Origin of the sequence: Mesorhizobium sp. IMUNJ 23232 (genome assembly GCF_044326205.1) — a bacterium.
Lineage (GTDB): Bacteria > Pseudomonadota > Alphaproteobacteria > Rhizobiales > Rhizobiaceae > Kumtagia.
In genome coordinates this window covers 77,274-90,752 of the sequence record NZ_JBIRCY010000002.1, presented here as the reverse complement: position 1 = coordinate 90,752, position 13,479 = coordinate 77,274, and the positions used below count along the sequence as shown (strand labels likewise).

Here is a 13,479-nt window from a genome sequence, read left to right as displayed (position 1 = left end):
GTCGGCGCTAGTAGTAGAAGCGCTCTTCGACGATCTTGCCGTCCTTGACGGTATAGAGCCCGACTTCGTCCATCGTCACACGCTCGCCTGTCGCCTTGGGCGTAATGTCCATCTGGAAACGGACGGCGAACTGATCGCCGTTGACATAAGGGCCTTCGACCGTGCCGCCGTGGACCTCGTGGTTGTCGCGCCACCAGTCACTCTTCTGCCTGACGGCTTCCTTGCCGTTGCAGACCGGCATCGGCCCCTCCATGGCCTCGTAGCTTACGATGGTGTCGGCATTGTATTTTTCGGCGGCCCCCTCGTGGTCGTTCCGCTTGAGAAGGTCGGTGAAATCCCTGGCGAGTTCGGCGGTGGTCATGAGCGTTTTTCCTATGGATTGAAGTGGCTATGCCTACCCATGTCCAAGTATATCACCGAGACCTCGACGATAACGTGACGGCCATCCGCCACCTGTCAAATCTGGCAGGAGGCTCACGCCCCCCAGACCACCGCCTGCTCGTGCCGCTTGATCAGGTGCTTCAAGTTCTCGAAACTTTTGCCGACATGGGCGGCGAATGCCTCGACGGCGGGGGCCCGCGGCGTGTCCGACAGGCGCAAGAGACCGAGCGCACGCTCGGGCTGCGGGAAGTCGAAGGGCAGCGCGGTGATCGCCCGGTCCTTGCGCAGCGCGAAGACCACGCTGTGCGGCAGAACGGTGAGCGCGTCGGTGGCCTTCATGTAGTTGACGACGCTGAGCGGCGACCCGCCGGAATAGCGGATGCGGATTTCGGTGACGCCCAGCCAGAGCAGGATGCGGTGCAGGTCCGACAGCAGCGGGCTGCCGGGCGGTGGCGCGATCCACGGATAGGCGACCAGATCGGCGGCGACGATGCGACGTTTCATCAGCAGCGGGTGCGTCGCGCCGCAGGCAATCACGTTGCGGGCGGGCAATATCTCCTGGAACGTCAGGCCGGATCCCTCGTCCAGAATGTCGATCGGGCAGACACCGATGTCGATCCTGTCCGACAGCAACGCGGCGCTGAGGTCCGGCAGGTAGCCGTAACTCTGGTCGATGCGCACGTCGGCGTGCGTCTGCTGGAATTCGGCGATCATGCCGGCGATCAGCGCGTCCATGAAGAACGGTACGCCGCCCAGCCGCACGACGCCGGCCTGTCCCTGGCGAAAATCCGCCACCAGTTCCGAGGCTTTTCGCGAGGCCGAGAGCATCACCTGGCCGTGATCCGCCAAGGCGCGGCCGAGCGAGGTCGGCTCCAGCGGCCGGCGGCCCTTGTGGAACAGCGGCTCGCCGAGGCGCTTTTCCAGCATGGCGAGAGTTCGTGATACCGCCGGCTGGGTCAGGCCGAGTATCGCCGCCGCTTCAGTGACGCTGCCGGTCTGCACGACTGCCGCGAGTTGCACCAGATGGCGTTCATCGAGTTTCATAACGATGTGGTATATTACCTCTGCATAAAATCATCAAATAATCGCAACGCCGGTGCTAGCTTGTTTTCGACAAGGCGTGGGAGGAAACATGCCATCGCTGAGCACCGCGCCGGCTTTCGGCGAGGACACCTCTGTCGATATTTTTGCCGGCCGGCTGGACAAGGCGCAGGCCAGCCGCCTGTCGAAGGCGCTGGTGTCGACTGTGGCGCATCTCCACCAGCTTGTCCGCGAGGTCAGGCCGACGCCGGCCGAATGGAAGAAGATCGTCGCCTTCCTCACCGAGGTCGGCCATGCCAGCGACGACAAGCGCCAGGAATGGGTGCTGCTCTCCGATCTGCTCGGCGTGACTGCGCTGGTGGAGGAACTCAATTCCCGCCGCCCGCAAGGCGCGACGCCGAACACGGCGCGCGGGCCGTTCTATCGCACCGATGCACCGAGACTGCCGAACGGCGCCGGCATTTCGCTGGATGGCGCCGGAGAGCGGCTCAAAGTACGCGGAAAAGTGCTGGACCTCGACGGACGGCCGGTCGCTGGCGCTACGGTCGAGACCTGGCAGGCCAACGACAAGGGTTTTTACGAGAACCAGCAGCCGGATTTGCAGCCGGAGTTCAACCTACGAGGGGTGTTCACCACAGGCGGCGAGGGCTGTTTCAACTATGTCACGGTGAAGCCGGCGGGCTACACGGTTCCGGACGACGGGCCGGCGGGCCAGTTGCTGCGCGCTGTCGGCGGTCCGTTGCGGCGGCCGGCGCATTTGCATTTCATGATCAGCGCCGCCGGCTTCGAGACGGTCACGACGCATGTGTTCGAGCGCGCCGAGGCGATGCTCCACGAGGACCCGCTGTTCGGCGTGCGCGAGGAGCTCATCGGCGACATCAGACACGAGAGCTGCGAGGGCGGGACGACCGTCTGGGCGCTCGACTTCACCTTCGTGATGGTGCGGGCGAAGCCGGGGAGGCGGGCGGCATGAGGGTTTCGAATACGTCGACGATCAACTGTCCAGTCAAGGGGACTTGTCCGCCGGAAACGGTGCTACAGTCCCGCACGGTCTAATTTTCAGGAGGAGAAAATGGCTCTTATCGACGGCTACCACCATCTCACCATGAGCGTCGACGGCGCTCAGGAGGATTTCGACTTCTTCACAAAAACGCTCGGCATGAAGTCGGTGAAGAAGACCGTGCTGTTCGACGGCACGACGCCGGTCTATCACCTCTACTACGGCAACGCCGCTGGTGACGCTTCGACCATCGTCACCACCTTTCCGTTCCGCAAGCCCGGCATTTTCGGCAAGCGCGGCACCAACCAGACCAAAGTTATCCAGCTCGCGGTTCCGCCCAAAAGCCTGGATTTTTGGGAAGACCGGCTGAACAAGGCAGGCCGCAACGCAAAACAGATCGAGCGGTTCGGCATCAAGCGTGTCGCCTTCGAACATCCCTGTGGCATCCCGATCGAATTGGTGGCCGCCGAGAACGACAAGCGGGAATCGATCACGGCGGACGGCATCAGCGCGGCGCATGGCATCAAGGGCATCTACGGCGTCGGCATCGCGGTGTTCGACAAGACGTCGATGGACGATTTCCTCACCATCGGTCTGGGGCTGGAGAAACTTGGTGAAGAGGCGTCGGCGCTGAAATTCAAGCTGCCGGCTTCCGGCCCGATGGGCTCGGTCGAGGTTTTGCACGAGCCGAACAAGCCGCAAGGAACCTGGACGCTGGCCGGCGGCACCATCCATCACTTGGCGCTCAACACCATCAACGAGGAGAACCAGCTAAAACTGAAGGCCCATCTGGAAGGCCTCGGCTTCACCGACGTGTCCGACCAGAAGGACCGCAACTATTTCAAGTCCTGCTACGTCCGCTCGCCGGGTGGCGCGCTGTTCGAGATCGCCTGGTCGGTGGAGCGCGGCTGGGCGGTCGACGAGCCGGAAGGCAAGACCGGCCAGACGCTGGTCTTCCCACCCTGGTTCGAGGACCGCAAGGCGGAGATGGTCGCCGGCCTCGAAAAGTTCGAGTGGTAGGCGGTTTGCAAATGGCTGCCGACGAGGCAGAGGGTGCCGTGCTGAGGCTGGGGGCGATGCCCGCCCATGCCGACGCGCTTTGCGTCTTCGTGCATGGCCGCGGCCAGTCGCCGGAGGAGATGGGCGAGCATGTGATCGCCCGTCTCCGCAATGCGACCGCGCATGTCGTGCTGCCGCGCGCGCCGGGCGGCGTCTGGTACGATGCGCGGGCCGTCGATCCGCTGTCTGAACACACGACGGCGCAACTGGCGGCGTCGCTCGACGCTGTTGACGCGGCGATCGACATGGCGGTGTCCGAAGGCGCGCCGGGCGACCGCATCGTGCTCGCCGGGTTTTCGCAGGGCGCCTGCCTGGCGTTGGAATACGCGCTGCGGCGGCCCGGCCGGCTGCGCGGGCTGGTCGCGTTCACCGGGTGCCGTGTCGGTGGCGCATCGCGGGCGCGGGCGGCGGCCTTTCTCAACGGATTGCCCGCTTATCTCTCCTGTGGCGATGCCGATCCATGGATTCCGCTTGGTCCATTCTTCGAGGCGGCCCACGACCTAGCTCAGGCGGGTGCCTCGCTGCGTGCGGACGTGTTCCCGGGAAGGGCGCATGAGGTTCTCGACGCCGAAATCGCCGCACTGGATGCCATGCTGGGTCAGGTCGCCGCCCACCGCACGCCAGCCGGCGCGAGAAGGGGAGCGGCGGCATGACCGCGATAAATCCGTTCGTCTTTCCCGGCCTGCGCTCGCGCGTGATCTTCGGCCATGGCACGATTGCCGAGACCGGCGCCGAGATCGAAAGGCTGGGGCGCCGCAAAGCGTTGGTGCTGTCCACGCCCAACCAGAAAGCCGACGCGGAGGCGCTTTCCGAGCGGCTTGGCGCGGTGTCCGCCGGGGTCTTCGCCGATGCCACCATGCATACGCCCGTCGAGGTCACGGAGCGGGCGCTCGCTGCCTTCAAGGCAAGCGGCGCGGATTGTGTCGTGGCGCTGGGCGGCGGCTCGACCATCGGGCTCGGCAAGGCCATCGCCACGCGCACCGGCGCCGACCAGATCGTCATCCCGACCACTTATGCCGGCTCGGAGATGACCGACATTCTGGGCGAGACCGCCGGCGGCGAGAAGACGACGCGGCGCGATCCGTCGATCCTGCCGGAAACGGTGATCTACGATGTCGACCTGACACTCACATTGCCGCTGGGCCTGACGATCACGTCGGGCCTGAACGCCATGGCCCATGCGGCGGAGGCGCTTTATGCCCGTGACCGCAACCCGATCATCACGCTGATGGCGACCGATGCGCTCGGGGCGCTTTCAAGCGCGCTGCCGGTTCTGGCGAAGGATGCCGACGACCGCGAGGCGAGGGCAGGGGCGCTCTACGGGGCATGGCTTTGCGGGGCTGCACTTGGCGGCGCGTCGATGGCCTTGCACCACAAGCTCTGCCACACGCTTGGCGGCTCCTTCAACACGCCGCATGCCGAGACGCATGCGATTCTTTTGCCGCACACGATTGGTTTCAATTCCGTCGAGGCGCCGGACCTGCTCACGCCGGTCTCCGACGTGCTTGGCGGCACGCCGGGCGTCGCCCTGTTCGATTTCGCCGCCTCGCTCGGCGCGCCGACAAAACTCAGGGATTTTGGGTTGAGCGAAAGCGATCTCGATCGCGCGGCTGATATCGCGACCAAAAATCCATACTGGAATCCGCGGCCCTTCGATCGCGAAAGCATCCGCGCGCTTCTCTACGACGCCTGGGAGGGCCGGCGACCGCCGCAATGAACGAAAGCAGCTTGGGAGGAAGACCATGACAAAGCTTGTTACGCAAAGACTGACCAGACGCACATTGCTGAAGAGCGCCGCGGCGACCGGCTTCGTTGCCGGCGCGTCGGGCCTGCCGATGCCGGCCATCGCCCAGAACAAGGCGGTGAAGATCGGCTATGTCAGCCCGCAGACCGGGCCGCTCGCCGCCTTCGCCGAGGCCGACGCCTTCACCATCGAAGGGCTTAAGGCCGTCACCAAGTCGCTCGGCCTCGACATCGAGGTCGTGGTCAAGGACAGCCAGTCCAACCCGAACCGCGCGGCGGAGGTCGCCAAGGAACTGATCGTCAACGACGAGGTCAATTTGATGTGCGTGGCCTCGACGCCGGAGACGACCAATCCCGTCGCCACCACCTGCGAGGCGGAGGGCATGCCCTGCATCTCCACCAAGGCACCGTGGCAGCCCTGGTTCATCGGCCAGCAGGGCAACCCTGGCGATCCCTCGACCTGGAAGCCGTTCGACTTCGCCTACCACTTTTTCTGGGGGCTGGAGGACGTCATCGCCGTTTTCACCAACATGTGGGCGCAGGTGGAGACCAACAAGAAGGTCGGCGGTCTCTTCCCCAATGACGGCGACGGCAACGCTTGGGGCGACAAGACGGTCGGCTTCCCGCCGGTGCTGGCGGAGAAGGGTTTTACCCTCAACGATCCCGGCCGTTACCAGAATCTGACCGACGACTTTTCCGCTCAGATCAACGCCTTCAAGTCGGGCGGCGTCGAGATCATCACCGGCGTGATGATCCCGCCGGACTTCACCACCTTCTGGAACCAGGCCAAGCAGCAGGGTTTCACGCCCAAGGTGGCCTCGATCGGCAAGGCGATCCTGTTCCCGCAGGCGGTCGAAGCGCTCGGCAACCAGGGCAACAACCTGTCTTCCGAGGTTTGGTGGTCACCGACGCATCCGTTCAAGTCGTCGCTGACCGGCGTCTCCTGCGCCGAACTCGCGGTCGGCTTCACCGAGGCCACGAAGCGGCCGTGGACGCAGCCGATCGGCTTCATCCATGCGCTGTTCGAGGTCGCGGTCGACGTCATCAGGCGTGTCGACGACCCGACCAACGCCGAGGCCGTGACAGCCGCGATCGCCGCGACAAACCTCGACACCATCGTCGGCCACATCGAGTGGAACGGCGCCAACGTGCCGCCCTTCGCCGCCAAGAACATCTGCAAGACGCCGCTGGTCGGTGGCCAGTGGCGGCTGAAGGATGGCGGCGGCTATGATCTGGTGATCACGGACAACAAGACGGCTCCGGAGATCCCGACCGGCGGCAAGATGGAGGCGATTTCGTAAGGGCTGCCCTTACCCTCCCCCTTGGGGGGAGGGTCGGCAAGCGGTCGGAGCGAAGCGGAGATCGCGAGCCGGGGTGGAGGTGCGTGCGACGAAATTTACCCCCACCCCGCTCCTCGAAGCCGCTCCGCGGCATTCTCGGATCGACCCTCCCTTCAAGGGGGAGGGTGTCGTCAGCGTCAGCGCCACCAAAGGATTCCATGCCCATCCTCGCCCTCCAAAACGTCTCGAAATCCTTCGGCGCCCTGAAGGTCGCCGATGCGGTTTCGTTCGACCTTTCGCAGGGCGAGGCGCTGGGCATCATCGGCCCGAACGGCGCCGGCAAATCGACGCTGTTCAACCTCATCACCGGCAACATCGCCGCCGATGCCGGCGCCATCCATTTCGCGGGCACGGATGTCACGCGCACGCCGCCGATGGCGCGCTGCCTGTCGGGCATCGGCCGCACGTTCCAGATCCCGCAGCCCTTCGAAAAACTGACGGTGTTCGAAAACCTGCTGGTTGCTGCCGCCTTCGGATCGCAGAAGCGCGAGGCGGAGGTCACCGACCGCTGCGCCGGCATCCTCGTCGAGACCGGGCTTTTGGACCGCGCCAACCAGACTGCGGGCAGCCTCGGCCTTTTACAGCGCAAGCGGCTGGAGCTGGCGCGTGCGCTGGCGACCGATCCAAAGGTGCTGCTGCTCGACGAGATTGCGGGGGGGCTGACCGAGGGCGAGTGCCATGCCCTGGTCGAGACCATTCGCGCCGTGCATCAACGCGGCACGTCGATCGTCTGGATCGAACACGTGCTGCATGCGCTGAACGCCGTGGTCGGCCGATTGCTGGTGCTCAATTTCGGAAAAGTGATCGGCATCGGCCGGCCCGACGAGATCATGGCCTCCCGCGAGGTGCGCGAAATCTATCTCGGGATCGAAGTCTGATGGCGCTCCTCGAAACCCGCGGGCTGACGGCGCGCTACGGCGATTTCCAGGCGCTGTTCGGCGTCGACATTGTGTTGGAAGCCGGCGAGACCGTCGCCATCATCGGGGCTAACGGCGCCGGCAAGACGACGTTGATGCGCTCGATCTCCGGCGTGCTGAAGAACGCTCCTGAACAGATCCTGTTTGGCGGCGAGCCGATCGGCGCTCTGACCGCGCCCGACGTCATGGCGCGGGGCATCGCCATGGTGCCGGAGGGGCGAAAGCTGTTCCCGTCGCTATCGGTCGAGGAGAATCTTCTCATTGGTCGCTATGGCCGCGCGGTCGACGGGCCGTGGTCGCTGGGGTCGGTTTTCACCCTGTTCCCGATGTTAAAGGAGCGGCGCAATAGCCCGGCCACGGCGCTCTCGGGCGGCCAACAGCAGATGGTGGCGATCGGTCGGGCGCTGATGTCCAACCCGCGGGTGCTTCTGTGTGACGAGATCAGCCTCGGCCTCGCGCCGGTCGTCATCCGCGACATCTACGCCGCCTTCCCGGCAATCCGCGCGGCGGGCGCGTCTGTCATCGTCGTCGAGCAGGATATTTCGCAGGCGCTGAAGGTGGCGAACCGTGTCTATTGCATGATGGAGGGCCGCATCACCCTGTCCGGCACGCCTGGCGACCTGACGCGCGAAAATATTCACGCGGCGTATTTCGGGGCAAGGGTGTGATGTTTGCGTTACTTCGCACTCCCCTCTGTCCTGCCGGACATCTCCCCCTCAAGGGGGGAGATTGGCAGCTTCGGCCTCGCTGCATCTCCTGCAACGTTGATGATTGGCGAAGGTCGTGGCGACGGCCAATCTCCCCCCTTGAGGGGGAGATGTCCGGCAGGACAGAGGGGGGTGCGCAGCGTTCCGGGTTCGATTGCGGAGCCCGCCCATGAGTCTTCTCGACACCATCGTCCAGGGAATCCTGCTCGGCGGGCTCTACGCGCTGTTTGCGGCCGGACTCAGCCTCGTCTTCGGCATCATGCGGCTGGTCAATCTCGCCCATGGCGATCTCATCGTGCTCGCCGCTTTCCTGATCCTGCTGCTGGTCAGCGCGCTCGGCCTCAACCCGTTCATCGCGGCGCTGGTTGCCATGCCTGTCATGTTCGGCATCGGCTGGCTGCTGCAATCGCAGCTCTTCAACCGCACGCTCGGCCCGGACATATTGCCGCCGCTGCTCGTCACCTTCGGTCTCTCCATCGTCATCCAGAACGCGCTGCTCGAAGGTTTTTCCGCCGACAGCCGCCGAATTTCGGCCGGCGCGCTTGAGACCGCGTCGCTGGCATTGGGGCCGGTCAATGTCGGGGTGATGCCGCTGTTGACCTTTCTATCGGCGGTTCTGGTCATCGTCGGGCTGAACCAGCTTTTTTACCGTACCGCGCTCGGCCGCGCCTTCCGCGCTACCTCCGACGACGCGGTGACGGCCGGGCTGATGGGCATCAGGCCCGACCGCATCTTTGCCACGGCCACCGGCATCGCCATGGTGGTGGTCACAATCGCCGCGCTCTATCTCGGCACGCGCGCCAATTTCGACCCGACCATCGGCCCGGCCCGGCTGATCTACGCCTTCGAGGCGGTGATCATCGGCGGGTTGGGTTCGCTATGGGGGACGCTGGCCGGCGGCGTCATCATCGGCGTGGCGCAGACGCTTGGCGCCGCCATCAATCCGGAATGGCAGATTCTGGCCGGGCACCTCGCCTTCCTGCTGGTGCTACTGGTCCGTCCGCGCGGCCTGTTTCCAAGAGCGGTGGACTGAGGGCGCGGCATGGATGCGATGACCACGCCTTGGACCGTCGAAACACGCACCCGCGCATCCAGCGCCTTTGCTATCGCGGCCGTGCTGATGGTCGTGCTTGCGATCCTCGCCCCGCTGTTCATGTCGCGCGGCCTGCTCCAGGACCTGTTCTTCATTCTCACCATGCTGACGCTGGCGCAGAGCTGGAACCTGCTGGCGGGTTATGCCGGACTGGTCTCGGTCGGCCAGCAGGCCTTCGTCGGCTTCGGCGCTTACGCGATGTTCGCCTGCGTCATCCTTCTTGGCCTCGATCCGTTGCCCTCGATCCTGCTTGCCGGCACTGCAGCCGCCCTTCTCGCCATCCCGACAGGCTTCTTCGCCTTCCGCCTGCAGGGCGCCTACTTCGCCATCGGCACATGGGTGATCGCCGAGGTGGTGCGGCTGCTTCTGGCGCAATGGAAGGCGCTGGGCGGCGGCACCGGCACGTCGCTCCCCTCAGGCACGACGCGCGATATGCTCGGCGTCGGGCTGGTGGGCGAGCTCTTCGGCATGCGCGCGGCCCAGGCAGCCGATGTCGTCTGCTATTGGCTGGCGCTGCTGCTGGCCGTCGCTACCATCGGCTTCGTCTATCGTCTGCTGCGCTCGCGCCAGGGGCTGGCGCTGGCCGCCGTGCGCGACAACCAGGAGGCGGCGCGCTCGGTCGGCGTCGACGCGCGCCGCGTAAAAACCTACGTCTATCTCGCCGCCGCCTTCATCACCGGGCTCACCGGCGCGCTGATCTACGTGCAAAAGGCGCGCATTTCGCCCGACGCCGCCTTCTCCGTCATCGACTGGACGGCCTACGTCATCTTCATCGTCGTCATCGGCGGCATCGGCACCATCGAGGGGCCGATCGTCGGCGTCATCGTCTTCCTGTTGCTGCAGAACATGCTCGCCGACTACGGCTCCTGGTACCTGCTGGTGCTCGGCCTTATCGGCATCGCGGTGATGCTGTTTGCGCCGCGCGGCCTCTGGGGCCAGTTCACTGAGCGCACCGGCATCCAGTTCTTCCCCGTCCGCCGCACCTTGCGCGGCGGGCCTACTTCAACGACCAAGGGAGCGCCGCATGGCTGACATTTCCACCGACGTCCTCATCATCGGCACCGGCCCGGCCGGCTCAGCCACCGCTGCGTTGCTTGCCACCTACGGCGTCGAAAACATGGTGATCAACCGCTACCGATGGCTCGCCAACACGCCGCGCGCCCACATCACCAACCAGCGCACCATGGAGGTGCTGCGCGACCTCGGCCGCGAGGTCGAGGACGAGGCCTACATGTTTGCCACCGAGCAGGATCTGATGGGCGAGAACATCTTTTGCACCTCGCTGGCGGGGGAAGAAATCGGCCGGATGAGGAGCTGGGGCAAACATCCGCTGTCGCGCGCCGAGCATTACCTTTCCTCGCCGAGCCACATGAACGACCTGCCGCAGACCTTCATGGAGCCGCTGCTGTTCAAGACCGCCTGCTCGCGCGGCACGCAGGCGCGGATGTCGACGGAATATGTCTCCCATGCCCAGGACGCTGAGGGCGTCACCACCACCTGCTACGACCGCCTGACCTGCAAGGAGTTCACTGTCCGCTCGAAATATCTGGTCGGCTGCGACGGCGGCAATTCGAAGGTCGCCGAACATGCCGGGCTGACCTTCGAGGGCAAGATGGGCGTCGGCGGCTCCATGAATATTTTGTTCAAGGCCGACCTGTCTCGCTACGTCGCGCATCGCCCCTCGGTGCTCTACTGGGTGGTGCAGCCTGGCGCCGATGTCGGCGGCATCGGCATGGGGCTGGTGCGCATGATCCGTCCGTGGAACGAGTGGCTGATCGTCTGGGGCTACGACATCAACGGTCCCGAGCCGAAGGTCGACACCACCTTCGCCACCAAGGTTGCGCGCGACCTGGTCGGCGATCCGGAACTGGAGGTCGACATCCAGTCGGTCTCCACCTGGACCGTCAACAACATGTACGCGACCAAAATGTCGGCCGGCCGCGTCTACTGCATGGGCGACGCCACCCACCGCCATCCGCCGTCCAACGGGCTGGGCTCCAACACCTCGATCCAGGACGCCTTCAACCTCGCCTGGAAGCTCGCTTACGTGCTGAAAGGCAAGGCCGGCCCGAAACTGCTGGACAGCTTCAACACCGAGCGCGCGCCGATCGCAAAACAGATCGTGACGCGCGCCAACCAGTCGATCGAGGAGTTCGGGCCGATTTTCAAGGCGCTCGGCCTGCTCGATTCCATCGATCCGGTGAAGATGCAGCAGAACATGGACGCCCGCTGCGACGACACGCCGGAGGCCGAGGAGCAGCGCAAAAAAATCCGCGAGACCGTCGCCTTCAAGGTCTACGAGTTCGACGCGCATGGCGTGGAGATGAACCAGCGCTACAAATCGGACGCGGTCGTCACCGACGGGCAGCCCGAACCGGCCTTCGAGAAGGATGCCGAGTTGCACTACCAGCCGACGACATGGCCCGGCGCACGCCTGCCGCATGTCTGGGTCTTCGACAACCACGGCGGCAAGATCTCGACGCTCGACCTCGCCGGGAAAGGCCGCTTCTCAGTTCTCACGGGTATCGGCGGACAGGGCTGGGTCGAGGCGGGAAAAATCGTCGGCAGGGAACTCGGCCTCGATATTGCCACCCAAATCATCGGCCCGCGCCAGCACTGGCAGGATTTTACCGGCGACTGGGCGCGGGCGCGCGAGGTTCGCGACAGCGGCATCGTGCTGGTGCGGCCGGACCAGCACGTCTGTTGGCGCCGCGAAATCATCGCCGACGATCCGGTGGCGGAACTGCGCCGTGTGCTGAAATCAACCCTGGCTTTGTGAGGAACGATCATGGAAGCGCATGAAAAAGGGTTTTTCACCGAGCAGAATTCCGTCGAGGTCGTCACCGGCCGCAACGCCAACGCCAAAAGCGAGCGGCTGAAAGCTGTCATGGAGGTCATCACACGAAAGCTGCACGAGGCGGTGAAGGAGATCGAGCCGACGCAGGATGAGTGGATGCAAGCTATTCTCTTCCTCACCCGCACCGGCCATATGTGCAACGACTGGCGGCAGGAGTTCATCCTGCTGTCCGACGTGACCGGCGTCTCCATGCTGGTCGACGCCATCAACAACCGCAAACCTTCGGGCGCCTCCGAGAGCACGGTGCTCGGGCCGTTCCACGTCGCCGACGCGCCGCAATTGCCGATGGGCGCCAACATCTGCCTCGACCAAAAAGGTGAGGACATGGCGATCTCCGGCCGCATCCTAGACACGCAAGGCAAACCAATCGCCGGCGCGGTGCTGGATGTCTGGCAGGCCAATGACGAGGGCTTTTACGACGTGCAGCAGAAGGGCATCCAGCCCGACTTCAACCTGCGCGGCGTGTTCCGTACCGGCGAGGACGGCCGCTACTGGTTCCGGGCGGTCAAGCCGAAATTCTATCCGATCCCCGACGACGGTCCGGTCGGCCAACTGCTCGGGGCGCTCGGCCGCCATCCCTACCGCCCGGCGCACCTGCACTTCATCGTCAAGGCCGAAGGTTTCGACCCGCTGGTCACCCACATCTTCGACCCCGACGACCCGTACATAAACTCGGACGCGGTCTTCGGCGTGAAGGAAAGCCTGCTCGCGGAGTTCAAGCGGGTAGACGACCCGGCAAGATCGAAGGAACTCGGCTTCAATGGCTGGTTCTGGGAGGTGGAGTATGATTTCGTGCTGGCGGGGAAGGTGAACTGAGCACGAAGGTTCTTGTGCCCTCCTACTGCCACGGAGCGAGGCGTGACAAATATGAGCACCAAAGTTTAGGCTTCGGTAGGACAGCGGGCTGCGAAGGAACACTCGCGCGGTACGAGGAGCCACCCATGCAGGTCAAACGCATCGTCGCCAACATCGCCACGCCGGACGTCGCCGCCGCAAGACGCTTCTACCAGGACGTGCTCGGCCTCGATTTGCTGATGGATATGGGCTGGATCACCACCTACGGCACGGACACGACGATGAGCGTCCAGATCAGCGTGATGTCGCAGGGCGGGTCGGGAACGCCGGTGCCCGACATCTCGATCGAGGTCGACGATCTCGACGAAGCGCTTGAGCGCGTTCACAAGGCCGACATTGCCGTCGAATACGGCCCGGCGGAAGAGCCGTGGAACGTGCGCCGCTTCTTCGTGCGCGACCCGTTCGGACGGCTGGTGAACATTCTGGTACACCGCTGAGAGCGGTTCGCCGTGCCAGCCGAACCTGGCGATCTGTAACGCCAGAACT

General features: G+C 64.7%; 14 protein-coding genes. 12 read left to right on the top strand and 2 right to left on the bottom strand.

The features are described from left to right. Nucleotides 1-7: 7 nt before the first annotated feature. Together ACH196_RS02325 and ACH196_RS02320 are read right to left on the bottom strand one after the other, a co-directional pair. The gene (locus ACH196_RS02325; RefSeq protein WP_396644587.1) at nt 8-361 is read right to left on the bottom strand and encodes a SnoaL-like domain-containing protein; all 354 of its coding nucleotides are present in this window, start codon (nt 359-361) and stop codon (nt 8-10) included. Between the two features lie 113 nt (nt 362-474). After that, the gene (locus ACH196_RS02320; protein ID WP_396644585.1) at nt 475-1,425 is read right to left on the bottom strand and encodes a LysR family transcriptional regulator; all 951 of its coding nucleotides are present in this window, start codon (nt 1,423-1,425) and stop codon (nt 475-477) included. Between the two features lie 88 nt (nt 1,426-1,513). Here ACH196_RS02320 and ACH196_RS02315 point away from each other — a divergent pair, with 88 nt between their 5' ends. The 12 genes from ACH196_RS02315 (at nt 1,514) to ACH196_RS02260 (ending at nt 13,430) form a co-directional block, all read left to right on the top strand. Continuing rightward, complete coding sequence (locus tag ACH196_RS02315) at nt 1,514-2,395, top strand: dioxygenase (RefSeq protein ID WP_396644583.1); 882 nt, start codon at nt 1,514-1,516, stop codon at nt 2,393-2,395. Nucleotides 2,396-2,494: 99 nt separating this feature from the next. After that, entirely contained in the window at nt 2,495-3,442 is a 948-nt protein-coding gene (locus tag ACH196_RS02310) for a VOC family protein (RefSeq protein ID WP_396644581.1), read from the top strand. Between the two features lie 11 nt (nt 3,443-3,453). Next, the gene (locus ACH196_RS02305) at nt 3,454-4,134 is read left to right on the top strand and encodes an alpha/beta hydrolase (RefSeq protein WP_396644579.1); all 681 of its coding nucleotides are present in this window, start codon (nt 3,454-3,456) and stop codon (nt 4,132-4,134) included. Next, nucleotides 4,131-5,198, top strand: a complete 1,068-nt coding sequence (locus tag ACH196_RS02300; protein ID WP_396644577.1) for a maleylacetate reductase — start codon at nt 4,131-4,133, stop codon at nt 5,196-5,198. The genes ACH196_RS02305 and ACH196_RS02300 overlap by 4 nt, the downstream gene beginning before the upstream one ends. Before the next feature lie 25 nt (nt 5,199-5,223). Beyond that, nucleotides 5,224-6,525 (top strand): ABC transporter substrate-binding protein, encoded by a 1,302-nt coding sequence (locus ACH196_RS02295; protein WP_396644576.1) that lies wholly within the window; start codon nt 5,224-5,226, stop codon nt 6,523-6,525. Nucleotides 6,526-6,722: 197 nt separating this feature from the next. After that, nucleotides 6,723-7,442: an ABC transporter ATP-binding protein gene (locus ACH196_RS02290; RefSeq protein ID WP_396644574.1), complete on the top strand. Its 720-nt coding sequence runs from the start codon at nt 6,723-6,725 to the stop codon at nt 7,440-7,442. Further along, nucleotides 7,442-8,149, top strand: coding sequence for an ABC transporter ATP-binding protein (locus ACH196_RS02285; RefSeq protein ID WP_396644572.1), 708 nt, complete (start codon nt 7,442-7,444; stop codon nt 8,147-8,149). Before ACH196_RS02290 ends, ACH196_RS02285 begins: the two co-directional genes overlap by 1 nt. Nucleotides 8,150-8,357: 208 nt before the next feature. Continuing rightward, complete coding sequence (locus tag ACH196_RS02280; RefSeq protein ID WP_396644570.1) at nt 8,358-9,221, top strand: branched-chain amino acid ABC transporter permease; 864 nt, start codon at nt 8,358-8,360, stop codon at nt 9,219-9,221. A gap of 9 nt (nt 9,222-9,230) precedes the next feature. Continuing rightward, nucleotides 9,231-10,313 (top strand): branched-chain amino acid ABC transporter permease, encoded by a 1,083-nt coding sequence (locus ACH196_RS02275; RefSeq protein WP_396644568.1) that lies wholly within the window; start codon nt 9,231-9,233, stop codon nt 10,311-10,313. Beyond that, the gene (locus ACH196_RS02270) at nt 10,306-12,060 is read left to right on the top strand and encodes an FAD-dependent oxidoreductase (RefSeq protein WP_396644566.1); all 1,755 of its coding nucleotides are present in this window, start codon (nt 10,306-10,308) and stop codon (nt 12,058-12,060) included. Before ACH196_RS02275 ends, ACH196_RS02270 begins: the two co-directional genes overlap by 8 nt. A 9-nt stretch (nt 12,061-12,069) precedes the next feature. Next, complete coding sequence (locus ACH196_RS02265) at nt 12,070-12,954, top strand: intradiol ring-cleavage dioxygenase (RefSeq protein WP_396644564.1); 885 nt, start codon at nt 12,070-12,072, stop codon at nt 12,952-12,954. Between the two features lie 125 nt (nt 12,955-13,079). Further along, entirely contained in the window at nt 13,080-13,430 is a 351-nt protein-coding gene (locus ACH196_RS02260; protein ID WP_396644562.1) for a VOC family protein, read from the top strand. Nucleotides 13,431-13,479: the final 49 nt, after the last annotated feature.

What these genes read in the sequence shown, in the direction of transcription:
- ACH196_RS02280 (WP_396644570.1), top strand. Translation starts at nt 8,358, where the DNA reads ATGAGTCTTCTCGACACCATCGTCCAGGGAATCCTGCTCGGCGGGCTC.
- ACH196_RS02310 (WP_396644581.1), top strand. Translation starts at nt 2,495, where the DNA reads ATGGCTCTTATCGACGGCTACCACCATCTCACCATGAGCGTCGACGGC.
- ACH196_RS02320 (WP_396644585.1), bottom strand. Translation starts at nt 1,425, where the DNA reads ATGAAACTCGATGAACGCCATCTGGTGCAACTCGCGGCAGTCGTGCAG.
- ACH196_RS02315 (WP_396644583.1), top strand. Translation starts at nt 1,514, where the DNA reads ATGCCATCGCTGAGCACCGCGCCGGCTTTCGGCGAGGACACCTCTGTC.
- ACH196_RS02325 (WP_396644587.1), bottom strand. Translation starts at nt 361, where the DNA reads ATGACCACCGCCGAACTCGCCAGGGATTTCACCGACCTTCTCAAGCGG.
- ACH196_RS02265 (WP_396644564.1), top strand. Translation starts at nt 12,070, where the DNA reads ATGGAAGCGCATGAAAAAGGGTTTTTCACCGAGCAGAATTCCGTCGAG.
- ACH196_RS02275 (WP_396644568.1), top strand. Translation starts at nt 9,231, where the DNA reads ATGGATGCGATGACCACGCCTTGGACCGTCGAAACACGCACCCGCGCA.
- ACH196_RS02290 (WP_396644574.1), top strand. Translation starts at nt 6,723, where the DNA reads ATGCCCATCCTCGCCCTCCAAAACGTCTCGAAATCCTTCGGCGCCCTG.
- ACH196_RS02285 (WP_396644572.1), top strand. Translation starts at nt 7,442, where the DNA reads ATGGCGCTCCTCGAAACCCGCGGGCTGACGGCGCGCTACGGCGATTTC.
- ACH196_RS02260 (WP_396644562.1), top strand. Translation starts at nt 13,080, where the DNA reads ATGCAGGTCAAACGCATCGTCGCCAACATCGCCACGCCGGACGTCGCC.
- ACH196_RS02305 (WP_396644579.1), top strand. Translation starts at nt 3,454, where the DNA reads ATGGCTGCCGACGAGGCAGAGGGTGCCGTGCTGAGGCTGGGGGCGATG.
- ACH196_RS02295 (WP_396644576.1), top strand. Translation starts at nt 5,224, where the DNA reads ATGACAAAGCTTGTTACGCAAAGACTGACCAGACGCACATTGCTGAAG.
- ACH196_RS02270 (WP_396644566.1), top strand. Translation starts at nt 10,306, where the DNA reads ATGGCTGACATTTCCACCGACGTCCTCATCATCGGCACCGGCCCGGCC.
- ACH196_RS02300 (WP_396644577.1), top strand. Translation starts at nt 4,131, where the DNA reads ATGACCGCGATAAATCCGTTCGTCTTTCCCGGCCTGCGCTCGCGCGTG.